Raw genomic sequence first — 22,095 nt, 5'->3', positions numbered from 1 at the left:
GAATCCGATGGACCACACTGCTGAACACTGGCGCACTTGGCCCTTGGTCAAACGTATCGTGCAAGATGCGGTAAAGCCTTACTTCGGCAAGATTGTTCTCGCTCTGATTTGCATGGCACTTATGGCGGGTGCGACTGGTGGATATGCCTATTTGATGGACCCGGTCATCAACGAAGTGTTTGTTAAACAAAACGGTGCAATGCTGGTTCCGGTCGGCGTGGCTGTTTTGTTCGCATTTGCCCTGAAGGGCTTTGCCAACTACGGCCAGTCCGTGTTGATGAGCTATGTCGGTGGGCGTATTCTTGCTGATATCCAGAACAAGCTTTACGAACATGTCATTCGGCTCGACATTGGTTTCTTCCACAGTACGAATACCGGCAAACTGATCACCCGCTTTACCAGTGATATTACGTCCATGCGCGCGGCTGTTTCTGTCGCCCTGACCGGGTTTGGTAAGGATCTCTTGACGGCTATCGTCTTGATCGGTGTGATGTTCTATCAGGATTGGCAACTGGCGATCATCGCATTCACGGTCTTTCCTGCCGCCATTTTGCCGATTGCCCGGCTCGGCAAACGCATGCGCAAGGTATCAGCCAATACCCAGCAACAAATCGGCGAATTTGCCACCCTTCTCGAGCAGACGTTTCAAGGTGTGCGTCACGTCAAAGCCTATGGCATGGAACCATACGAATGTTCACGTATGGAAAAACTGGTCGAGACTGTTTTTCAGTTGAGCTTCAAGGCGCAAAAAGTCAGTGCCCGGTCCTCCCCCATCATGGAAACGCTCGGCGGTGCCGCGATCACAACAATCATCATTTACGGCGGCAGCCGGGTCATTGATGGCGCAAGTGATCCGGGTAGTTTCTTCTCGTTCATTACCGCCCTTTTGCTGGCCTACGAACCGGTAAAGCGTCTGGCAAATATCAACATGAATTTGCAGTCAGGCCTTGCCGCGTCCCAGCGCGTGTTTATGGTGATGGATCTTGAGCCCGAAATCAAAAACGCCCCGAATGCCAAGGACCTCACCGTGTCGGGTGGAAACATCAATTTCAAGAATGTTTCCTTCGCCTACAACCCGGAGGTCACGGCCCTTCGTGATATTGACCTTGATATCAAGGCCGGTGAAACCGTCGCACTTGTCGGACCTTCGGGGGCGGGTAAATCGACCATCCTGAACCTGATCCCGCGCTTTTACGATATTGATAACGGCGCCATCACTGTTGATGATCAAGACATCCGCAATTTAACACTTGAAAGCCTGCGCCGTGCGACCGCACTGGTCAGTCAGGAAATCACCCTGTTTGACGACACGGTGCGCGCCAACATTGCCTATGGCCGTGCTGGTGCGACCGAAGCCGAGATCGAAGAAGCCGCGCGCAATGCTGCCGCTCATGACTTTATTGGGCAGCTAGAAGACGGTTATGACACCATCGTCGGCGAACATGGGGTTAAGCTTTCTGGTGGGCAGCGACAGCGTATCGCGATTGCCCGTGCAATGCTTAAAAACGCACCGATCCTGTTGCTCGATGAGGCAACATCCGCACTCGATACCGAATCAGAACGCCATATTCAGGACGCGCTTGCGAAATTGATGAAAGGGCGCACCACCCTTGTGATTGCGCACCGCCTGTCGACCATTATTGATGCGGACAAAATTTGTGTGATCAATAATGGCCGTGTGACGGAACAAGGAAAACACGATGAATTGCTTGCACTTGGAGGGGCTTACGCACACCTCTATAATCTTCAATTCTCTGAAGAAAATGAAAACTGATCCGGGTAATTTCGGGATTTACGGGCGTGCAGTTGCATAAACGCATTATCAGAAGCGAAACCACGCGCAGCACCTTGTGTTGGCTTGCGGCGTCGTATGTCCGCCTGATCCACGCGACTGGGCACTGGCGCACCAAGGGCGGTGACCTTCCTGCGCATTACCTGACCGAGGGCAAACCGTTTATCGTCGCATTCTGGCACCAGCGCCTGTTGATGATGCCCTATACATGGCGCTCGGTCGGTGGTGATCGTCCGTTTAACATGTTGATTTCATCGCACCGCGACGGGGAAATCATTTCTCGCACCATTGCCCATTTCGGGCCAAAGACCATTGCCGGATCGACCGGCAAGGACAAAGGCGGAGCTGCTGCCTTACGTCAGATACTAAAGGTACTGAAGGCAGGTGAAGTTGTAGGTATGACCCCGGACGGCCCACGCGGCCCTCGCATGCGCGCCTCAGACGGCATCATTCAGGCCGCCCGCATGGCTAATGTTCCGATTTTTCCGCTGACCTATTCGGCCTCCAACCGCAAAGTTCTTGGCAGTTGGGACCGTTTTATTCTGCCCTTACCCTTTTCGCGCGGCGTCTATCACTGGGGCGATCCAATCCATGTGGATCGTAAACTCGACGCGGCGGATATCGAAGCCAAACGCCTTGAACTTGAAAATGCGCTGACCAAGCTCACTCAGGAAACCGACAGTGCACTCGGGCTTAAAATCATTCCGCCTGCGGGCCTTGGCGCACTCCCCAAGCAGAAACGGTCGGCGATTGCGGCGGGGGAAACCGGTAAATGAGCCTGTTTTACGCCTATCGTGCGGCGACACGCCTGCTGGGTCCGGCTCTGTATCTGTATCTCAACCGTCGAAAAAATCTCGGCAAGGAAGATCCGGGCCGGATTGGCGAACGGTTTGGTCACCCAAGTGCTCCAAGGCCCAAAGGCAAACTTGTCTGGATACATGGCGCGAGCGTGGGAGAGTCTCTTTCTGCCCTACCTGTGATTGATGAAATCCATCGTCGCTATCCCGACGTTTCAGTCCTTGTGACGACGGGTACCGTGACCTCGGCGGCCTTGATGCATGAACGCCTGCCAAAGGGTGTCATTCATCAATTCATCCCGATTGATCGCCAAGTGTGTGTCGCGCGGTTCCTCCATCACTGGAAACCCGATCTGGCACTCTGGCTTGAAAGCGACCTTTGGCCCAATATCCTGACCAAGGCCAAGAAGGCTGGTACGCGCCTGGTGCTGGTCAACGGTCGTATTTCGGAAAAAAGCTTTAAGGGCTATTCGCGCTTTCCATCCTTTATCCGCCCGGTCATTGCTGCGTTTGATCTGATCCTGACGCAGGGCGCAGAAGAAACGGAACGGTTTGCCGCCCTTGGCGCAACCAATGTCAAGGCCGTCGGCAACCTGAAATTCGCTGCCCCGTCGTTGCCCGCCAATGACGAGGAACTCGGTAAACTGCGCGATCAAATCGGCAATCGTCCCGTGTGGTTGGCATCAAGTACCTTTGACGGTGAAGAACGCATTGCCGGTCAGGTGCATCACAACCTTGCCTCGACACATCCCGATCTTCTGACCATCGTCGTCCCGCGCCATCCTGTACGTGCTGATGACATCGAAGCCGACCTGATTGCCCAAGGGTTGCAGGTATCGCGCCGAAGCCTCGGCCACCAGATCACCGAACAAACAGAAATCTATCTTGCCGATACCATGGGCGAGCTTGGCCTGTTTTACCGCATCGCGCCGGTATGCTTTATGGGCAAATCTTTGTGTTCGACCGGTGGGCAAAATCCGCTGGAACCGGCCCGATTGGGCTGTGCGATCCTTCATGGCCCGGATATGAGCAACTTTGCCATTATCAGCCAAGAGATGCTGGCTGCCGGCGCCTGCCGCCCTGCATCTGACGCAGATGACCTGACACGGCAACTTAGCGGGTTCCTCCGCGACCCGACATCGGCACAAAAAGTCGCCGCGGCTGGCTTGGCCTATGCCAGTTCCAAGGCGGAGGTTCTTGACCGCACCCTTGATGCCATCGATCCACTGATTGCAGACATTCCGACACACGGGGGCAACAATGCGTGATCCCCGTTTCTGGCAAGAAGACGGAATTCTTGCAACGGCAATGACCCCACTTTCCTTGCTTTGGCGCGCTGGCGGATGTGTTCGCACGATGAAAACAACCCCACGCCATCCCGGATGCCCGGTGTTTTGTGTCGGAAATTTTACTGTCGGGGGTGCGGGGAAAACACCAACAGCACTTGCGCTTTTTGATCTATTGACCGCACTAGGCCGGACACCGCATTTCGTCAGCCGCGGATATGGTGGATCCATGCGCGGGCCACACCGGGTTGATCCAGAATCTGATCGTGCAGATCAGGTCGGCGATGAACCGCTTTTACTCGCGGCACGTGGACCGACTTGGGTGTCACGCGAACGGTTCCTTGGTGCTGAAATGGCCCGTGCTGCCGGGGCGGATGTCATTATTCTTGATGATGGATTACAAAACCCGTCTCTGATCAAGGATTGCAGCTTTGCCGTCATCGACAGCCAATACGGCATTGGCAATGGCCGGGTGATCCCGGCGGGCCCGATGCGCGAACCGCTGGATTCAGGGCTTGAAAAAGTTAGGGCCATTATTCTGATTGGTGATGAAACCCCGGACTTCATCACCAACCTTCATGCATCGGTTCCGGTCGTGCGTGCGCGCATTGAAACGGAAAATGGTGCGGATTTCGCACATCAGCGCGTTCTTGCCTTTGCCGGGATTGGACGCCCTGCGAAATTCTATGAAAGCCTGCACCAATGCGGCGCAATGATCGCCGAAACCCAAGACTTTGCCGATCATCACCCGTTTAGCGCACAGGAACTTTCCGATCTGCGCACGCGTGCACAAACACTGGGCGCGCGTCTTGTCACCACACAAAAAGACCTGATGCGCTTGCCAAGTGAAAATCGCAGCGGCATAAGCAGCCTTAACATCCGTCTGGTGTTTGACGCACCAGATCAGCTGAACCAGATTGTTAAAACGGTGCTTGCCGATGGATAAGAACAGCAAATTTTACAAGATGCGCCAAAAATACCTTTCTCATCCGCTTCAAGGACTGGGCGCGCATATCCTGTATTGGTTCTTTGCGGCGATGCCGATTGATATGGCATCAAATTTTGCCGGCCGCCTGATGCGGAACCTCGGCCCCAAAATGGGCCAAACAAAAAAGGCCCGTAACAATCTTACCCGTGCCTTCCCGGAAAAATCCAAAGACGAAGTCGAAGAAATCGTTGCCGATATGTGGGAAAATCTTGGCCGGTCGGCGGGAGAAATCCCCCATCTTCACAAGCTCCAACCCGGCGGCCCCCGCATCGAAATTGTCGGCCTCGAGCACGGACTGGCATCACGCGATGACGGGAAACCGGGATTATTCTTTACCGGTCATATCGGCAACTGGGAAGTCAGCATGTGCATCGCAACCGTCCTTGGGATGGATATGATGAGCGTGTATCGCGCGCCGGATAATCCATGGGTCGATAATCTGTTCACCCGCGCGCGCAAAACATTCAGTGGCGAGTTGGTCAAAAAGGGCCCGGATGGTGCCCGCAAACTGACCCGTTGCATGAAAGACGGCGGACATGCCTGCATGCTTGTCGATCAAAAAATGACGGACGGCATCGCGGTTCCGTTCTTTGGGCGTGATGCCATGACCGCCCCGGCACTGGCACAGTTTGCACTTAAATATGATGCCCCGATTGTACCGGTTCGGGTGGAGCGGTTGAATGGTGCCTATTTCCGCATGACGTTTTATCCCGCCCTGACGATCCAGAAAACCGGTGATCGCCGCGCCGATATTGCCAACATCATGACGGAGGTCAATGCCATCATGGAAAGCTGGATACGCGAACGCCCGGCCCAGTGGCTTTGGCCGCATAAACGCTGGCAAAAATGATCGGCGCACGCAAATGTTGCGCAGGGATAAAACGATGTTTCTGTCATTAACGGAATAAGAACTCCCATCGGGCACACTCGGCATTTGACGATGTTCGCATGACCTCAGGAGCCAGTTTGCCTTGTCCCGCATATTGATCATTATTTGCATGATACTGGCGGGATCAGTGTTTCTTTCCTGGCCCGGCATGGCGCTGGACAGTCAAACAGATCAAATCAAGGAAACGGCGCGCGAAATCCGTTTGCAGATTTCGCAACTGGACCTGCAATTAAAGGAACATTTGCGAAAGGCGCTTGAAGAATTTGGCGATCGTCCGGTCGAATGCGCCCCGAATGAAGCCCGCCAAAGCCTTTCTGATTGTATTGCTGAAGATGGCGACACACTGACCCACACAACGATCACCGTCGCCAAAGTCAGCAAACAGGATGACGATCCGCTGGGGGATCTCAAAGATACCGAAGAACGGTTTGCCCTGTTCTCCGAACAACTCAACAAAACAAATGATCTTTTGGCCAGTGCAGGTGCAACACTGTATCGCAGCGGCTTTGACATTACGCCTGAAATGGATCAGCTGCGCCGTAACGTAATTGTCTATGTTGAACGCAAACAGGCAAATGACCTGCGCACCAAACAGGCCCTTTTAATCGCAACGGTTGCCATCATTCTGATTGCGATATTCGGATTAATCTTCGCTGTGATCCGCCGCTTCCGATAGGGTTTATGTCTGACATAAAATGTCATGAGACAAATCACCTTGAACAATTTGGGAAAGCCCGTTACCCGGTAACAGACATTTCGCACCGTTGCAGTTCGCCAGTACGGTGCTCTTGGTACTTGGCTCTCATAAGGAAACATCATGAGCGAAGCCTACTGGCAGGACATTCTCGTGGCCCTGCGCCAGATTATCCGGGCGACCGATTTACATTCAAAACGGATGATGAAGAACTGTGGCCTGACCATTCCGCAAGTTATGGTATTGCGCGCGATTGACGAGCTCCAAAATGTCACGGTCAAACGCATTTCCAACCACGTTTCGCTTAGTCAGGCGACGGTCACCACGATCTTAAACCGCCTAGAACAGCGAAACCTTGCCGAACGTCGCCGCAGCACCACCGATAAACGTGTGGTCAATACGGTCCTGACCGATGCCGGGCGCGAAATCCTGACAACCGCGCCGACCATGCTGCATGAAGAATTCATTTCCCAGTTCGAAGCCCTGCCTGATTGGGAAAAGACCCAGCTTCTCACATCCATGCAGCGCGTGGCCTACATGATGGACGCGGAAAAGATTGATGCCGCCCCGATCCTTGACCTTAGGTCTGATCCGACCCGGTAACGATCCGATGCCCATTCCGCCGCGCGTCACCCACGGCAGAAAACGTTGCACCATCCGCACTGACCTTCGCGGCATGCACCCCGCCAAAGAACATATCCCCAGACTCCCAACGTTGTTGGTTTTTGATGCTTAAGCCATCAAGAAGTGCGTCATCAAAGCCCGGCTCAACCGACAGAAGACCATCTTCAACATGTAGTCTTGGCGCCGCAACCGCGCCATGCAGGGTCATGTCAAAGGCATCCATGTTCAGCATCACCTGAAGCATGGTGGATCGAATGCGGTTTGATCCACCTGATCCCAAGGCAACCGATGATCCATCCGCCCCCAGATAAAGGGCCGGGGTCATCATCGATGTCATCCGAACCCCACAAGGCCATTGATGGAAACCATCGGATGACAAATCGGCCTCACCCAGCATGTTGTTCATCATGATGCCGGTTTTGGGTACCACCCGCCCGGATGACGACCCGTTTGATAGGGTTGCCGCCGCAAGGTTACCATCCTGATCGACAACCGAAATATGGGTCGTTCCGCGCTGACTAAGCGGGCGCTCGCCAATCATCATACGATAACTTTCGCACAACTCATCTGACAGGATAACCGGCGACGCACCGTACTCACCACGCGCAAGCCCGGTGGCATGTAAAACGCCCGACACGGCTTCAAGATGGCGGGCAGACCCAAACGACCCCAAGGCCATATCACGCGCCAGTTTAAGACCAAATCCAACCAGAACCCCGCCTGATGCAGGCGGGGGGTTCAGCACAAATCGGCCTTTTCGTCCGGCAACCAAAAGCGGGTCACGGACCAACACCCGGTAAGCCGCCAAATCCTTACGGGTCAAATAGCCACCTGATGCACGGCTTTCGCGCACAAGCGCATCGCCAAGATCACCGTGATAAAACCCGTCAACACCGGTTCGGACCAGATAATCAATGCTGTGCGCTAAATCGGCTTGGTGATGAACAACGCCTTCATCAAGCAATTCGAAGCCGTCCTCATCCTGATGACCGGGTTTACCAAAGATTCTCCGGCTGTCGGGTGAAAACCCAAGTAACGGCTCAACAATACCCATCACATATCGCTGAAACGCATCCAGTTCGATCCCGTCACGCGCAGCCGTGATCGCAGGTTCGGCCAATTGCGACATGGGTAAACCCGCAAGATCGTCATGAATTTTAAACAGCCCAGCGACAACGCCCGGCGTTGCAACAGATCCGTAGCCACCATGAAATTCCTGCGTAACCCCGCCAGCGAATGTCGCAAGGCGGCTTTCAAATTCCAGATCCTCGCGTGCGCGTTTTTCAAGTGGAGTTTCAACAAAGAAATCATAAAGACGTGGTGGCTTACCAGCCGGTCGGGCCATCACAAACCCGCCGCCGCCAAGGGACGCCAAAACCGGTTCGGCCACACAGGCAGCCCACATCGCGGCAATCACTGCATCAAAGGCGTTGCCGCCTTCCTCAAGCACACGGGCAGCGGCACCTGCGGTAACATCATGTCCTGCGGCAACGGCCCCGTGCTTTTTCATGGCATGCGTTTCCCGTTAGTTTTTGGCGTTTTCCGCCTTTTGTGCGTCTTCCATCGGCGGGACCAGCAGTTGCGCATCAACCCTTGCCGCCCCGACATTGATCCGCCAATCCAAATGAGGTCCGGTGGCCCGGCCCGATGCGCCGACTTTAGCAATCACATCACCCTGCTTGACCACATCGCCAACTTTGACGTCGATTTCCGACAGGTGCAAAAATGCCGACACCATGCCAAGACCATGATCAAGAAACAGCGTCGCCCCGGAAAAATACATATCGGGGTGGGCCAAAGTCACGATCCCATCGGCTGGCGCAACCACGGGCGTTCCGGTCGGAACTGCAATGTCCACGCCCCAATGTGGGGACCGTGGCTCGCCGTTTAAAATCCGTTGTGATCCATAGACACCACTGATCGGCCCCAATGCAGGCCAGATAAAACCGCTTTCGAGGAATTTTTCGGTGAACCGTTCGGTGCGCGCTTCGCGGGCCTGACGGGAATCATCCTTGATCCGGTCCATCACGGCAGGATCGGGTATGACCATTTTCTTGGGCAAACCATCAATCCGCTGAATATCAAATTCACGATCCCCGATGTCATAGGCAAAGTCTTCGACGCTGCCATCCGTATGCTTGATCGTCAGTTTGGCAGGACCCTCGTAATCGCGTGGGAAACCCAGAACAAACCGGCCATCACCTCCGATGGTATCAATCGCTGTGCCATCTAGTAGAACCTGATCCCCGGCGTCAGTTTGACCAAACACAATTCCACCCTGAACAAACTGTCCCTGATAGGCTGGTTCTGCGGCCCGGACTGTGGTGACCGCGAAGAGTCCAGCAGCTGCGACAAGGGTGGTGATTGCCAAGCGCATTACAAAAGGCTCCCTTGCCTGTCATCGTCTTTTGGTTGTGGGTCTTTCTTTTTGACGGCTTTTGGTTTGCTGGCCGTTTCGGGCTTTGATGTGGCAACCGCTTTAACTGGCATATCTTCGCCATCACGCGCCCCACCTGACGTCGGGGCTGTCGGCGTTGATACAGGCCCAGTTGTCGCATCGCCAGCCGTAACACGGGTCACGCCATCACCCAGCTCAAGATCATATCCCTGCCCGGTGATAATATCGGCGGATTTTTCCACCAGATTCCCCGCCCCGTCGCGCACCACGGCAAAGCCGCGTTTCAGGACATTGCGATAAGAATAACTTTCCAGCAGACGGTCATAGCGCGCCAGTCCTTCGGCTTCACGCGTCAGGGTATTTTTCACCGCTGATCCCATGCGTGCACCAAGATCTGTGATCTGTTTGCGGGCCCGATCAACATCGCGTTTGGCGTCACTTGGGCGCAACCCGGCAGACGCGCGATCAAGGCGGGACTTTTGCAATTGCAAGGCCGACTTCATCGCCCCGTCCAGCCGCACAGCGGCATTTTCAAGCCGCCCGCGTTTTTCCGAAAGCTGCTCACGCGGACTGACCAGCCGTGCGCTGGTTTCATTGAGCCGCGCCCGTGCTTGGCTCACGACATTGACCGCCGAACGCGGCAACCGATCCGCCCAGTTGTCCAACATCTGATTGCGTTCTTCGAGCATCCTTTTGGGATCACCCAAACCCCGCGCCAGACTTTCAAGGGCCGTCTTCTTTTCGACACCTAACCGCCGGACCGCTTGCGACAACCGCAAACCGTTTTCTTCGATCTGACCAATCAGGTCGCCGCGCACTGGCACTGCCTTTTCCGCCGCCCCGGTCGGGGTCGGTGCACGCAGGTCCGATACAAAATCAATCAGGGTCGTATCGGTTTCATGCCCGACGGCGGAAATCACCGGAATGTCAGAATAGGCCACCGCACGGGCAACCACTTCCTCGTTAAAGGCCCATAAGTCTTCAAGCGACCCGCCACCGCGTGCGACAATCAACACATCAGGGCGCGGAATATGGCCATAGGGCAAAAGGTCGTTAAAGCCGCGCACAGCTTCGGCCACTTGTTCGGCGGCACCATTTCCCTGCACCAGCACTGGCCACAACAATACCCGGCGCGGAAAACGATCGCGCAGGCGATGCATGATGTCGCGGATCACTGCCCCGGTCGGCGATGTGACAATGCCAATCACGTCGGGCAAAAACGGGATCGGCTTTTTGCGGTCCGCATCAAACAGGCCCTCGCCCGCCAGCTTCTTTTTACGTTCTTCGAGAAGCTTTAAAAGCGCGCCTTCGCCGGCAACTTCCATCGTCTCAATGACAATCTGGTATTTCGACCGTCCGGGAAATGTAGTCAACCGCCCGGTAACGATGACTTCCATACCGTCTTCTGGGACAAGGCCAAGCTTCCCCGCCTGCCCGCGCCAGCACACCCCGTCCAGAACCGCCTTATCGTCCTTAAGCGCCAGATACATATGGCCGCTGCTGGCACGCTTGAACCCGGAAATTTCACCGCGCACACGCACAAACGAAAAGGCATCTTCAACGGTATTCTTTAACGCGTTGGACAGGTCGGACACCGAAAATTCGGGCGCATTTCCCGATTTCGCGGGGGTTTCAGGAACCGGGGCAAAAGGGTCGAACAAATCTTGCGTCATCAAGGGCACTTTATGCTAAAAGCCCGCTTTAAATCATTGGCGGGATGAACTGTGTCACAAGCCTAGTTCATCCCGCACGGACCATCAAGCAATCGGACAAGTCGAAGGATAAAGTCATGAAGGTTCTGGTCGTTGGCGGCGGTGGACGCGAACACGCACTTTGCTGGGCAATTGCGCGCAGCCCGCGCATTTCCAAACTCTGGTGCGCACCGGGCAACGCCGGAATAGCGGATTCGGCCGAATGCGTGACGATTTCCGATGGCGATGTCGACGGTCTGGTGACGTTTGCCAAGGACAACGCGGTTGATCTGGTCGTGGTTGGTCCCGAGGCCCCACTGGTTGCCGGCCTTGTCGATGCACTTGATGCGGCCGGGATCAAATCGTTTGGCTGTTCCAAGGCCGCCGCCCAACTTGAAGGCTCCAAGGGCTTCATGAAGGACATGGTGGCAAAGTTCGGTGTGCCAACCGCTGCCTATGGCCGGTTCACAACCCCGGATGATGCCAAGGTGTTTGTCAAAAAACATGGCGCACCGATTGTGGTTAAGACCGATGGCCTTGCCGCTGGTAAGGGCGTAATCATTTGTATGACAATTGACGAAGCCATTGATGCCATTGACGAATGCATGGTCGGCGGCAAGTTTGGCGATGCCGGTGCGGAAATTGTCATTGAAGAATTCCTTGTTGGCGAGGAAGCTTCCTTCTTTGCGGTGTGTGACGGCGAAAACGTCATTCCACTGGTTGCTGCACAGGACCACAAGGCAGTTGGCGAAGGCGACACTGGCCCAAATACCGGCGGCATGGGTGCTTATTCCCCGGCCCCGGTTTTCACCAAGGACGTCGAAACCAAAGTCATGGAACAAATCATTGTTCCCACGGTTAAGGGCATGGCCGACGAAGGCCACCCGTTCAAGGGTGTCTTGTTTGCCGGTCTGATGATTGATGATGCGGGCAATCCGAAACTGATCGAATACAACATTCGGTTCGGCGACCCGGAATGTCAGGTCCTGATGACACGACTTAAATCAGACGTTCTTGATATCCTTGATGGGGCCGCCAGTGGCACGCTTAATACCGTCAAACCGCAATGGTATGAGGAAACCGCCATGGTGGTTGTCATGGCGGCAAAAGGATATCCGGGGTCTTATGAAAAAGGCACCGAGATCAAAAACGTTGCCGCGGCGGATGCCATGGACAAGGTCAAGGTTCTGCATGCCGGAACCAAAATGGCTGGTGATAAGCTGACCGCGACGGGCGGCCGCGTTTTGGGGGTTACCGCACGCGGTGCGACTGTCACCGAAACGCAAAAACGCGCCTATGAGGCGGTTGATGCAATTGACTGGCAGGACGGTTTTTGCCGCCGGGATATCGGCTGGCGCGCGGTTGCTCGCGAACAGAAATAAGCCTCCGCACCACCGCATTTTCAAAAGACCGGATTTACGCAATCCGGTCTTTTTTTATGTCTGCTTTTATATCCGCGAAATCTGACACGACGTCTGTATTTGCACCCCCGGCATGATATCGGATCATGCAACGCCCCGGATGGATATCATCGGGTTCCACCGTTGCCGACACCCCAAAAACATCGCGCAGATTTTCTGGTATGAGGATATCTTGCGGGGTCCCAATCGCGCGTAATTTTCCGCCATCCATCATCGCGATCCGGTCACAAAACATCGCCGCATGGTTCAAATCATGCAGGGCGGCAACCACCGTTACCGGCAATCGTCGGACCAGTTCCAGAATGCCCAGCTGATGACGGATATCAAGATGGTTGGTCGGTTCATCAAGCAACAGAAATTCCGGTTCCTGTGCCAGTGCGCGGGCGATATGGACCCGCTGTTTTTCACCGCCCGAAAGCGTATGCCACATGCGGTCTTTCATTGATCGCATATCAACCGCGTCAAGGGCATCGTCCACCACCGCGTCATCATTTTGCGACCACGGGGACAGCAGACCAAGGTACGGCGTCCTGCCAAGCGACACCGCCTCGGTGACGGTGATCCGGTCAATGGTGTCGGCCTGTTGTTCAACAAATCCGATGCGCTGCGCAAGATTGCGCCGCCCGATGTTTTTTAACGCCTGCCCATCCAAAATAGCATCGCCGCGCGATGGTCGACGAAGGCCGCCCAAAACCGACATTAATGTGGTTTTACCCGAGCCGTTCGGCCCGATCAGGCCAAGGAACTCGCCGGGCTTTACCGCAATTGTCACATCCGTAATGATCTTTTTGAACCCGGCTTGCCAGTCCACATTGCGCAATTCAAGGCTCATCGAAGGACCCTTCCGTGGCAGAGGATCAGGGCAAAGGCCGGCGCACCGATCAAGGCCGTGATCACCCCGATGGGCAGGACCTGACCCGGCACAATCATACGTGAAAAGACATCGGCACAGACAAGAAACAGTGCCCCAATAAGGGCCGATACCGGCAAAAGAGCACTATGGCGTGTTCCGACGAAAAACCGCGCGGCATGCGGGATCACCAAGCCAACAAACCCGATAGACCCGACAATACTGACCATCACAGCCGTCATCAGGGCGGCACAGCCAATCAGCACGACATAGGCGCGCCGGACCGGCACACCAAGGGATGCGGCGGAATCCCGGCCAAAGGTGAAGGCATCCAGGGCACGCGAATAGCCAAAACAGATTACAAGGCCAACAATGGCGACCGGCAAGGCCAACCAGACGTCGGGCCAGCGCACACCACTTAGATTGCCCAGCAACCAGAACATGATCCCGCGGGCTTCTTCAGCACTGGCAGATTTGGTCACGATAAAAGAGGTCATCGCATTGAAAAGCTGCGATCCGGCAACGCCTGCAAGGATAATCGCCCCGGTTCCCCTGCCCGCCTGAAGCGACAATAAGGCAACAAATGCGAATGCCACCAGCGACCCGATAAAGGCCCCGACAGACAAGCCAAGCACCCCGGCCCCCAATCCAAGGATTGCGACACTGACCGCCCCGGTCGATGCCCCGGCCGAAATCCCCAACAAATAGGGATCAGCCAACGCATTACGCAGCAAGCCCTGCAATACAGCACCGGCAACCGCCAATGATGCCCCGCAACTCGCCGCAACCACCGCACGGCTTAACCGATAATTCCAGACAATGCCCGCATCAATGACATCAACCTCATGCCCGGCATTCCAGACATGATTGGCGATGGTATTGATGACGGTTTGCATTGGAATGGCCGTCTCACCGACCGATGCGGCAAACGCCAGTGTCACGCACAAAAGCATCAGCGCGACAAGCGTCGCACTGATGCGGTTGGTGAAGGCAAGTGAAAGCAGACCGATCAATTGCTGGTGTCCATATGGAAGCCCTCAACAGCGTCGGCCAGTTTTTCGATGCCGTTGATCGTACGGATCGTCGGGTTCATCGACAACGCATCAAGGACGATCACATGATCATTTTTAACCGCGTTCATTTGACTTGTGACCGGATCAGATTGCAGAAACTTCATCTTGAGTTCCCAGTCATCGGCCGGGAAGCGGCGACGGTCCATCTTCCCAATCGCAATGATGTCGGGGTTGGATCGTGCAATTGTTTCCCAACCAACTTTTGGCCATTCATCATCACTTTCAATGACATTTTTCACGCCCAGTACATTGGCGATATAGGCTGGTGCGCCTTTTTGCCCGGCAACAAACGGATCAACATCAAGTTCCGCACTTGAGAACCAGAACAGGGCACTGATCCCACGACCATCAACGTCACTGACGCGATCACGCGCCGCCTGTTCACGCGCACGAAGATCCGCCATCAGTTCGGCACCGCGTTCTTCAACATCAAAAATCTGCGCCATTTCGGTAATCGTGCGATAAATCAAATCCATAGAAAACGCGTCAATGCGCGTACCATCGCCGCCGGTGGTATTGTCCTTGCCCACGCAATCGGCGGGTGCGGTATAGACCGGAATGGAAAGCTCGGAAAACTGCTTAATGGTTCCCACGGCACCATTCGGCCCGACATGCCACTGATACTGGTTGGTCACCAGATCGGGCTTCTGCCCGACGACACTTTCGAAACTGGGATCATTATCGGCAAGACGCGGTATTTTAGCGTTGGCGTCGCGGTATTCCTCGGCAACCGGATTAAACCATACCGCCGTCCCGACAACCCGGTCGGCCAGCCCCAGCATATAAAGAATTTCGGTATTGCTTTGCCCAAGCGAGACAACGCGAGTTGGCGCCTGATCAAAGGTCACCGTACGACCGCAATTTTCCAAGGTCAGCGGATAATCCGTTGCCGATGCATTTTGTGAAACAGATGCCAGTCCCGCAGCAAACACCCCGGCTGCAAGAACATGTTTGTTCAATGTGATCACTTTGTACCCTTTCCAAGGATATGACGGCCAAGGAGACTTTTCCTGAAACCGAACATCCCAAACCAACAAATGTTATGATATAACATAACATGAGCATTCCTGTCGTCAATGGACTGGCAAAAGTGTCGGGAAATGGCGGACGGTATCAGGGCCAAAGAAAGGGCGGGATGATTGATATCCTGCCAGCGACCGTAACACATGGCCGACATTTTCCGGGGCACCCCGCCCGGTCCAGTGTCGTGATGTTGGCAGGTCTCCTGGCTCGCGGGTCGTCACACTTTTCTGCCTTCCCAGGGTAAACCCCAGTGGCTTTTGATCAGAAAAGTGCTCACCGCCTACAGTTGCGGGGGCAGCTTCGGTTAACAGCCCTACCATCGGCATGGCTGCGTCGAATTCCCTTTATCCTTTCGGATACCAACCCAAATAGGATGTCACACAGCCCCCCGTACCCGTCAAGCGAATTACGGGAACACAGGGCAAATGCGCATCTGGCGCATCTGGCGTGCCTGGGTACCTAGGGCTAGGACCTACTAATGAACGGAGGGCTCTACCACTTCATGCCCTGAGGGCTGGCTTCGAATTGTCGAGATATCACGCATTGGTGGCGCCCCAAACATGCGGGCATATTCGCGGCTGAACTGGGATGTACTTTCGTATCCCACCTCATAGGCCGCACTGGCCGCATCCTTCATTTCGGCCAACATGATTTGCCGGGCCGTGGTTAAGCGCAGGCGTTTTTGATATTGCAGCGGGCTCATGGCGGTGACCTGCTTGAAATGATGATGGAAGGAAGACGGGCTCATATTGGCATGACTGGCCAGTTCATCGACCCGGAGCGGTTTGTGGAAATTATCCTTCATCAAACGCAGCACGGCTGAAATCCGCTGCATATTGCTGCCGCCCATCGCCAGACGGGCAATCAAGGCACCCTGCCCGGTTCTTAACAGACGGTAATGCACTTCGCGCATCAAAAGCGGCAACATCACCGATATTTCTTCGGGGTGTTCGAGAAGCTCAACGACACGCAAAACCGCATCAACAAGTCCTGTGGATGTTTCTTCGACGAACAGGCCCCTGAAACTGTCGCCGTCGCCCCCGATGTTCAAATCCATGCAGGCAACCAGATCACCAAGAATTTTCCCGTCTAGATCAAGAGACAAACTGCGATAGGGCAGATCAGGTGTCGCATCGGTCACATGCCCGACCAATGGCAAGTCCACCGACGCCGCAAGCAACTGCCCCGGCGCATAGCGATAGACCTCCTGACCGAGCGTAACTTCCTTGGCACCGGAAATGATCAGACACAGACAGGGCTTGTAAATCGTTGGCACCTTAAGGGTTGGGCCGGTCGAACGATACATCCATACCGGTTCAACCGCAGTGCGCACAGCCCCATCCGGTTCACAGTATTTGTCAATCAAATGACATAGCCGTTGAAAGTTATCCATCGCCCAAACCCTTTGTTTTCAGTGACCCCAGTATACACCGCGAAACTGTCCCGCAAAGCACCTCAAACCGAATTTGGAGGATTAGGCAATCGATGTCGAGTTCTGTGTATTCATCGAACGCATCGAAAACGACACAGTAAGGCCATGACACAAACACACGGAGGATGTCATGCCGAACCCAATCAATCACGTCGAAAACAAAACCGTTATCATCACCGGTGCCAGCAGCGGCATCGGCGAAGCCACCGCCAAACTTCTGGCCAGCCATGGTGCAAACGTCGTTCTGGGTGCACGCCGCACCGAACGGCTTGACCAACTTGCCACCGAAATCGAAGCATCGGGTGGCAAAGCAATGGCACGCGCGGTCGATGTCACCAACGCCGAAAGTGTCGAAGCACTTGTCTATCATGCAAAGAACATGTTTGGCCGCGTTGATGCGATCTTTAACAATGCCGGTGTCATGCCACTTGCCCCGATGTCGGAACTGAAAACCGATGAATGGGACAATATGATCAATGTCAACATTCGCGGCGTTCTGAACGGGATTGCGGCAGTTCTGCCGATCTTTAAGGAACAGGGCAGCGGGCATGTACTTAATACCGCATCGATTGCTGCGCATATGGTCGCACCAAGCGCTGCTGTTTACTGCGCCACCAAATATGCCGTTTGGGCCATTTCCGAAGGCCTGCGTCAGGAAAGCAGCAATGTCCGGGTAACAGTCATTTCGCCCGGCGTTGTCGAAACCGAACTTGGTCATGACATCACCGATGAAAGCGGCAAGAAGCTTTTGACCCAGTTCCGCCAGATTGCCCTAACCCCGGATGCCATTGCACGGGCCGTTTTGTATGCACTTGATCAACCTTCTGATGTTGACGTCAACGAAGTGATTGTACGCCCGACGGCATCGGCCTTCTAAGGACTGAGAACACCTGAAACAAGGACGCAGTTATGAAACACAGCATCCTTTCATTCACCCTAACAACGATGCTGATGGTGTTCGCACCATCAGCATCCGCCCAGCAGGAGGCAGAGATGAACCCAACATTACAAACGTCACCGCATCCTTATGTCGGCATGTGGGTCACCGAGGATGGATATGTCCGTCAGGAGTTGCGCTCTGACGGTCGCTATGACGAGGCGCGCGGAACACGACAATCGGCCTATCAGGGCGATTATCAAATTTCGGGAAATTATGTCACCTATCAGGATGACACTGGTTTTACCGCCGATGGATATTTTGAAAATGATGTGCTGTATCACGGCGGCATGGTGATGTTTCGCCAAGATCAAACCAACTGATCTCAGCAAGCTCCCCATCCGCCTGACAACCGCCCACACGATTATTTCGAGTATCGCAGAACGATATCGCCCGGCGGTATCGTTCTTTCTTATGAAATGCTATTCCTGCGGGGTACCATGCATAGGATCCAGTAATTACGACCTTGAATTTGCCATCATTTGTCCCGATTACCTCCACACTGTCAGGTATTATTCCGGCATATTCGACAAACGGGACTTGGTGAATGACAACTTCTTTGGAACGCAGACGTTTTTTAAAATCCGTGGCCGCCGCAGGTGTCATCCTGCCGGGCATGTCGATGTTTGGTGCGGCAATGGCCGCGAACGACACGCTTGAACTGGGCGATGCGCAGAACTTTGATTTTGACGCACTGATCAACCGGGCGCGTACGATGGCAACGAAGGACTATGTTGCCCCCATCGCACCCGACCCCGAGATTGTCGGCAAGATCGATTACGACACCCACGGAAAGCTGCATTACAAACGCGACCATTCGCCGTTTGCCGATGGGTCGGGCACTTATCCGATGACGTTCTTCCACTTGGGTATGTATTTCGCCAAGCCGGTGCACATGTATCTGCTTGAAGACGGGGCGGCGCGTGAAGTTGTCTATCGTCCGGATTACTTTGACATGCCCGAAGACAGCATCGCGCGCAAACTGTCCGACAACAGCGGCTTTGCCGGATTCCGCCTGCATGAAAACCTTGAACGCGATGACTGGAAAACTCAGGATTGGGCGGCCTTCCTTGGTGCATCCTATTTCCGTGCGATTGGCGATGAAGGCCAGTATGGCCTGTCCGCACGTGGCATCACGGTCAATACCGCCACATCCGTCCCCGAAGAATTCCCCGATTTTCGCGAATTTTACATCGAACCTGCCAAATCGGCTGAAGACCCGGTAACCATCTATGCCCTGCTCGATGGGCCCAGCATTACGGGTGCGTATAAATTCCTGCTCTATCGTGGCAAAGGGGTCACGATGGACATCGAAAAGCACCTGTTTATCCGCAAAGATATTGAACGTCTTGGTATTGCGCCGCTGACCAGCATGTTCTGGTATTCCGAACAAAACAAATCATTCCGGTTTGACTGGCGTCCGGAAGTCCATGATTCTGACGGTTTGGAGCTTTGGACCGGCAGTGGCGAACGTATCTGGCGACAGCTCAATAACCCCGAAGTCATCCGCGCTTCTGCCTTTGGCGATCACACGCCACGTGGTTTTGGTTTGATGCAGCGCGACCGTGAGGTCAGCCATTATCTTGATGGGGTGCGCTATCACCGCCGTCCCAGCCTGTGGGTTGAACCGCTTGAAGACTGGAACAAGGGGGCTGTTCAGCTGATTGAAATTCCGACAGATGACGAAATTCACGACAATATCGCGTCATTCTGGGTGCCTGATGAGCCTGCCAAGGCGGGCAACAGTTATCAGTTCAAATATCGTTTGTACTGGCAGGCTGAAAATCCGTTCCCGGTTGAAAAACTGGCCAAGGTCACCGCAACCCGCATGGGTCGCGGTGGGGAACCCGGTACGAACCGCCCCAAAGACGAGATCAAGTTTTCCGTCGAGTTCGAAGGCGATATTCTGGGCACCCTTGAATATGGCGAGTTCCCGGAAGTCATCGTTTCGACATCACGCGGCGAGATTGTCCGCACCAAGATCGAACCGATCATGGATACAAGGATCTGGCGGGCCGCGTTCGACCTTAAGGCCACCGGCACCGATCCGGTTGATTTGCGCATGTATCTGAAACTTGATGATGCACCGCTCAGCGAAACCTGGATGTTCCAGCATCTGCCGGGACTCACCAACCAGCAGCAAGGCTAAAACAGGTTTCGCAACAGACCGAAATACGGCGGACCGACATCATGACGATGTCGGTCCGTTTGCATTTAAGTTTGCCGGTTAACCTTTGCGCTCAAGGGCGATGACCGTGTCGAGCACCATGCCTTCTTCGCCGTTCGGGCCCTTTGCCAAACGGTCAAGGTTATCGACGCAGATCTGCGTCCATTCAGTCAGGTCAAGGCTCAGGTTTTCGAGCGCCTCTTTTGGCTTTGGGTAGCATTTATCGGGCTTTTCCCATGACCATGACGGCACCGACCCATGCGATGTCGCCAACAACAATCCCCCCGGTGCAACCAGACGCGATGCACAGTTGATAATCGAATTACGCGCAAACACCACCGGGGATTCAAGAAACTGTGCGGTCACCAACGTAAAACTACCCGTTGGAAAATCGGTCATAAGATCTCGTTGGTCAAATGTGATCTTTTCCAAAACGCCGTTGCGCACCGCATTGGCGCGCGCATAGCCCATCGCGGTTGCGGAAATATCAATCGCGGTTACAGCCCAGCCATTTTTCGCCAGCCAGACCGCATCATCCCCCTTGCCACATCCAAGTTCCAGTGCCGCGCCGGGCGTCCGGTCAGTTACGAATTTCTCCAGCACCGCCGTTGGCCGACCGCTGGTTTTGGGTGTGGCCTTTTCATAATGCTGTTGCCAAAACTCTGTCGGGTCCATGTTCGGATCAATCTTCATGTCGTGCCTCAGTTCAATGACAGGTACGTTCTCAAAAGCGGATCATGAATCATTTAAAGTTACATGATTCGCTGTGCCTGTCAATTTCATGTATCTTTGGTTGTTTCATGTGTTAAAGATCAGACAGAACCAACCGACCAACAGGAGCCCTTTGATGCGTCAGGACAACCGCATGCCCCGTGTGCTGCATGCCCTTTTGCACCTTGACCAGATGACGGATCCGGCAACATCCGATCTGCTTGCCGGGATGCTCAACACCAATGCGGCTGTTGTCCGGCGTACCATGGCGGGATTGCGCGATCAGGGGTTTGTCACCTCGACCAAGGGGCATGGCGGGGGCTGGGTTTTGGCCAAACCGCTGTCAGAGATCACACTGGCCGGGATTTATGACGCGCTTGGCGCGCCCAAACTTTTTGCGCTGGGCTGTGGCAACGAAGAATCACACTGTTTGATGGAACAGGCCGCCAATGCGGCCACCGCCGAAGCTTTGCGCGTGGCCTCAGAAACATTTCTAAGCGTGCTTTCGGCAATTACGATGGCCGATCTTGCCCGTGATTATGAAACGCGGATGAAAGAACTTGGCTTAAATCCGGATGATTACCGGTTTGATGCCAGCAAAATCCCCTAAGCCCCGATGCCAGGTATCAGCGCAGGCTGCCAAAGAAATCCTTCAGCAACTTACCGGCTTCAATCTCGCCAATGCCGCCATACACTTCCGGACGGTGATGGCATGATGAGCTTTCAAACACACGTGGCCCGTGATCAACGCCACCGCCCTTTGGGTCATAGGCGCCGAAATAAACCCGGCGCAGACGGGCAAAGGAAATGGCCGTGGCACACATCGGGCAAGGTTCAAGCGTGACATACAAATCGCAATTGGGAAGCCTTGGCTCGCCCTTGGCCCCGGCAGCTGCACGGATGACAAGGATTTCGGCATGCGCAGTCGGATCGTTAAGTTCCTCGGTCAGATTGCCTGCACGTGCAAGGACTTCGCCCGTATCGGCGTCGACCAGAACCGCCCCCACCGGCACCTCACCGCGACGGGCGGCGGCACGGGCTTCTTCAAGGGCCATGTCCATAAAGCTGTCTGCGCTCATGATTTTTCCATCCCGATCACGCACTGCACGGAGCAAGCGGCACAACTTGCCAAAGCGGCGTTTGTTTTTACTTGATGTTAGGGCCCGTTTAGGATCTGAACCCATATGACAGTGCAATCTCGCATCGGATCGGTCAAGAGATCATCATTGGATCGTCCGTTAGATGATGCCAGTTTGGCCTTTGCACACAACGCATAGACCATCGGCGTGAATTGCCGTTGCCCTTACGCGGTTGCAAGGGTA

General features: G+C 54.6%; 21 protein-coding genes and 1 riboswitch. Of the genes, 12 read left to right on the top strand and 9 right to left on the bottom strand.

What is annotated here, in order from left to right; translation table 11 throughout:
• The first annotated feature begins 7 nt into the window (after positions 1-7).
• From COO92_RS10115 to COO92_RS10085, 7 genes are all read left to right on the top strand, one after another.
• Entirely contained in the window at positions 8-1,774 is a 1,767-nt protein-coding gene (locus tag COO92_RS10115; RefSeq protein ID WP_240626396.1) for an ABC transporter ATP-binding protein, read from the top strand.
• A gap of 26 nt (positions 1,775-1,800) precedes the next feature.
• Complete coding sequence (locus tag COO92_RS10110) at positions 1,801-2,568, top strand: lysophospholipid acyltransferase family protein (RefSeq protein ID WP_101301858.1); 768 nt, start codon at positions 1,801-1,803, stop codon at positions 2,566-2,568.
• The gene (locus COO92_RS10105; protein ID WP_101301856.1) at positions 2,565-3,857 is read left to right on the top strand and encodes a 3-deoxy-D-manno-octulosonic acid transferase; all 1,293 of its coding nucleotides are present in this window, start codon (positions 2,565-2,567) and stop codon (positions 3,855-3,857) included. The genes COO92_RS10110 and COO92_RS10105 overlap by 4 nt, the downstream gene beginning before the upstream one ends.
• A complete protein-coding gene (lpxK, locus tag COO92_RS10100) occupies positions 3,850-4,821 on the top strand; it encodes a tetraacyldisaccharide 4'-kinase (RefSeq protein ID WP_101301854.1) in 972 nt (323 codons plus the stop codon). The genes COO92_RS10105 and lpxK overlap by 8 nt, the downstream gene beginning before the upstream one ends.
• Positions 4,814-5,713: an LpxL/LpxP family acyltransferase gene (locus COO92_RS10095; RefSeq protein WP_101301852.1), complete on the top strand. Its 900-nt coding sequence runs from the start codon at positions 4,814-4,816 to the stop codon at positions 5,711-5,713. The genes lpxK and COO92_RS10095 overlap by 8 nt, the downstream gene beginning before the upstream one ends.
• A 166-nt stretch (positions 5,714-5,879) precedes the next feature.
• A complete protein-coding gene (locus COO92_RS10090) occupies positions 5,880-6,428 on the top strand; it encodes a hypothetical protein (protein WP_240626395.1) in 549 nt (182 codons plus the stop codon).
• Positions 6,429-6,569: 141 nt separating this feature from the next.
• On the top strand, positions 6,570-7,049 hold the full coding sequence (locus tag COO92_RS10085) for a MarR family winged helix-turn-helix transcriptional regulator (protein ID WP_101301848.1): 480 nt from the start codon (positions 6,570-6,572) through the stop codon (positions 7,047-7,049).
• Here the strand turns inward: COO92_RS10085 and COO92_RS10080 are convergent.
• From COO92_RS10080 to xseA, 3 genes are read right to left on the bottom strand one after another with little or no spacing between them, the layout of a single operon-like run.
• On the bottom strand, positions 7,027-8,580 hold the full coding sequence (locus tag COO92_RS10080; RefSeq protein WP_101301846.1) for a gamma-glutamyltransferase family protein: 1,554 nt from the start codon (positions 8,578-8,580) through the stop codon (positions 7,027-7,029). The two genes, COO92_RS10085 and COO92_RS10080, sit on opposite strands and share 23 nt — an antisense overlap.
• A gap of 15 nt (positions 8,581-8,595) precedes the next feature.
• Positions 8,596-9,447 carry a M23 family metallopeptidase gene (locus COO92_RS10075; protein ID WP_101301844.1) on the bottom strand — a complete coding sequence of 284 codons (852 nt, stop codon included), beginning with the start codon at positions 9,445-9,447 and terminating at the stop codon, positions 8,596-8,598.
• Positions 9,447-11,141 carry an exodeoxyribonuclease VII large subunit gene (xseA, locus tag COO92_RS10070; RefSeq protein ID WP_101301842.1) on the bottom strand — a complete coding sequence of 565 codons (1,695 nt, stop codon included), beginning with the start codon at positions 11,139-11,141 and terminating at the stop codon, positions 9,447-9,449. The genes COO92_RS10075 and xseA overlap by 1 nt, the downstream gene beginning before the upstream one ends.
• A 116-nt stretch (positions 11,142-11,257) precedes the next feature.
• Here xseA and purD point away from each other — a divergent pair, with 116 nt between their 5' ends.
• Positions 11,258-12,541: a phosphoribosylamine--glycine ligase gene (gene purD, locus COO92_RS10065; RefSeq protein ID WP_101301840.1), complete on the top strand. Its 1,284-nt coding sequence runs from the start codon at positions 11,258-11,260 to the stop codon at positions 12,539-12,541.
• A 34-nt stretch (positions 12,542-12,575) separates the two neighbouring features.
• On the opposite strand, the gene COO92_RS10060 is transcribed toward purD, so the two are convergent.
• From COO92_RS10060 to COO92_RS10040, 4 genes are all read right to left on the bottom strand, one after another.
• On the bottom strand, positions 12,576-13,412 hold the full coding sequence (locus COO92_RS10060) for an ABC transporter ATP-binding protein (protein ID WP_101301838.1): 837 nt from the start codon (positions 13,410-13,412) through the stop codon (positions 12,576-12,578).
• Complete coding sequence (locus COO92_RS10055; RefSeq protein WP_022734112.1) at positions 13,409-14,443, bottom strand: FecCD family ABC transporter permease; 1,035 nt, start codon at positions 14,441-14,443, stop codon at positions 13,409-13,411. Before COO92_RS10055 ends, COO92_RS10060 begins: the two co-directional genes overlap by 4 nt.
• Complete coding sequence (locus tag COO92_RS10050; protein WP_101301836.1) at positions 14,440-15,471, bottom strand: ABC transporter substrate-binding protein; 1,032 nt, start codon at positions 15,469-15,471, stop codon at positions 14,440-14,442. The genes COO92_RS10055 and COO92_RS10050 overlap by 4 nt, the downstream gene beginning before the upstream one ends.
• Positions 15,472-15,701: 230 nt before the next feature.
• Positions 15,702-15,905: riboswitch (cobalamin riboswitch) on the bottom strand.
• A 96-nt stretch (positions 15,906-16,001) separates the two neighbouring features.
• Positions 16,002-16,919 carry an AraC family transcriptional regulator gene (locus COO92_RS10040; protein WP_101301832.1) on the bottom strand — a complete coding sequence of 306 codons (918 nt, stop codon included), beginning with the start codon at positions 16,917-16,919 and terminating at the stop codon, positions 16,002-16,004.
• Between the two features lie 169 nt (positions 16,920-17,088).
• On the opposite strand from COO92_RS10040, the gene COO92_RS10035 reads away from it, so the two are divergent.
• From COO92_RS10035 to COO92_RS10025, 3 genes are all read left to right on the top strand, one after another.
• Positions 17,089-17,835: an SDR family oxidoreductase gene (locus COO92_RS10035; RefSeq protein WP_206186390.1), complete on the top strand. Its 747-nt coding sequence runs from the start codon at positions 17,089-17,091 to the stop codon at positions 17,833-17,835.
• Between the two features lie 32 nt (positions 17,836-17,867).
• Positions 17,868-18,218 (top strand): Atu4866 domain-containing protein, encoded by a 351-nt coding sequence (locus COO92_RS10030; protein WP_101301830.1) that lies wholly within the window; start codon positions 17,868-17,870, stop codon positions 18,216-18,218.
• A 224-nt stretch (positions 18,219-18,442) separates the two neighbouring features.
• Complete coding sequence (locus COO92_RS10025; protein WP_101301828.1) at positions 18,443-20,044, top strand: OpgD/OpgG family glucan biosynthesis protein; 1,602 nt, start codon at positions 18,443-18,445, stop codon at positions 20,042-20,044.
• A gap of 78 nt (positions 20,045-20,122) precedes the next feature.
• Here the strand turns inward: COO92_RS10025 and COO92_RS10020 are convergent, their stop codons facing one another.
• Entirely contained in the window at positions 20,123-20,755 is a 633-nt protein-coding gene (locus COO92_RS10020; RefSeq protein WP_101301826.1) for a class I SAM-dependent methyltransferase, read from the bottom strand.
• Between the two features lie 154 nt (positions 20,756-20,909).
• Here COO92_RS10020 and COO92_RS10015 point away from each other — a divergent pair, with 154 nt between their 5' ends.
• Positions 20,910-21,383, top strand: a complete 474-nt coding sequence (locus COO92_RS10015) for an RrF2 family transcriptional regulator (protein WP_101301824.1) — start codon at positions 20,910-20,912, stop codon at positions 21,381-21,383.
• A gap of 16 nt (positions 21,384-21,399) precedes the next feature.
• On the opposite strand, the gene COO92_RS10010 is transcribed toward COO92_RS10015, so the two are convergent.
• The gene (locus tag COO92_RS10010) at positions 21,400-21,852 is read right to left on the bottom strand and encodes a nucleoside deaminase (RefSeq protein ID WP_022734120.1); all 453 of its coding nucleotides are present in this window, start codon (positions 21,850-21,852) and stop codon (positions 21,400-21,402) included.
• Positions 21,853-22,095 lie beyond the last annotated feature (243 nt).

Origin of the sequence: Thalassospira lohafexi, from assembly GCF_002844275.1 — a bacterium.
Taxonomy (GTDB): Bacteria; Pseudomonadota; Alphaproteobacteria; order Rhodospirillales; family Thalassospiraceae; genus Thalassospira; species Thalassospira lohafexi.
This window is presented reverse-complemented; position numbering and strand designations above follow the sequence as displayed.

Excerpts from the sequence above, each read along its gene's own strand:
- COO92_RS10115 (WP_240626396.1), top strand. The coding sequence starts at position 8 with ATGGACCACACTGCTGAACACTGGCGCACTTGGCCCTTGGTCAAACGT.
- COO92_RS10105 (WP_101301856.1), top strand. The coding sequence starts at position 2,565 with ATGAGCCTGTTTTACGCCTATCGTGCGGCGACACGCCTGCTGGGTCCG.
- lpxK (WP_101301854.1), top strand. The coding sequence starts at position 3,850 with ATGCGTGATCCCCGTTTCTGGCAAGAAGACGGAATTCTTGCAACGGCA.
- COO92_RS10095 (WP_101301852.1), top strand. The coding sequence starts at position 4,814 with ATGGATAAGAACAGCAAATTTTACAAGATGCGCCAAAAATACCTTTCT.
- COO92_RS10085 (WP_101301848.1), top strand. The coding sequence starts at position 6,570 with ATGAGCGAAGCCTACTGGCAGGACATTCTCGTGGCCCTGCGCCAGATT.
- COO92_RS10080 (WP_101301846.1), bottom strand. The coding sequence starts at position 8,580 with ATGAAAAAGCACGGGGCCGTTGCCGCAGGACATGATGTTACCGCAGGT.
- COO92_RS10075 (WP_101301844.1), bottom strand. The coding sequence starts at position 9,447 with ATGCGCTTGGCAATCACCACCCTTGTCGCAGCTGCTGGACTCTTCGCG.
- xseA (WP_101301842.1), bottom strand. The coding sequence starts at position 11,141 with ATGACGCAAGATTTGTTCGACCCTTTTGCCCCGGTTCCTGAAACCCCC.
- purD (WP_101301840.1), top strand. The coding sequence starts at position 11,258 with ATGAAGGTTCTGGTCGTTGGCGGCGGTGGACGCGAACACGCACTTTGC.
- COO92_RS10060 (WP_101301838.1), bottom strand. The coding sequence starts at position 13,412 with ATGAGCCTTGAATTGCGCAATGTGGACTGGCAAGCCGGGTTCAAAAAG.
- COO92_RS10040 (WP_101301832.1), bottom strand. The coding sequence starts at position 16,919 with ATGGATAACTTTCAACGGCTATGTCATTTGATTGACAAATACTGTGAA.
- COO92_RS10035 (WP_206186390.1), top strand. The coding sequence starts at position 17,089 with ATGCCGAACCCAATCAATCACGTCGAAAACAAAACCGTTATCATCACC.
- COO92_RS10030 (WP_101301830.1), top strand. The coding sequence starts at position 17,868 with ATGAAACACAGCATCCTTTCATTCACCCTAACAACGATGCTGATGGTG.
- COO92_RS10025 (WP_101301828.1), top strand. The coding sequence starts at position 18,443 with ATGACAACTTCTTTGGAACGCAGACGTTTTTTAAAATCCGTGGCCGCC.
- COO92_RS10020 (WP_101301826.1), bottom strand. The coding sequence starts at position 20,755 with ATGAAGATTGATCCGAACATGGACCCGACAGAGTTTTGGCAACAGCAT.
- COO92_RS10015 (WP_101301824.1), top strand. The coding sequence starts at position 20,910 with ATGCGTCAGGACAACCGCATGCCCCGTGTGCTGCATGCCCTTTTGCAC.
- COO92_RS10010 (WP_022734120.1), bottom strand. The coding sequence starts at position 21,852 with ATGAGCGCAGACAGCTTTATGGACATGGCCCTTGAAGAAGCCCGTGCC.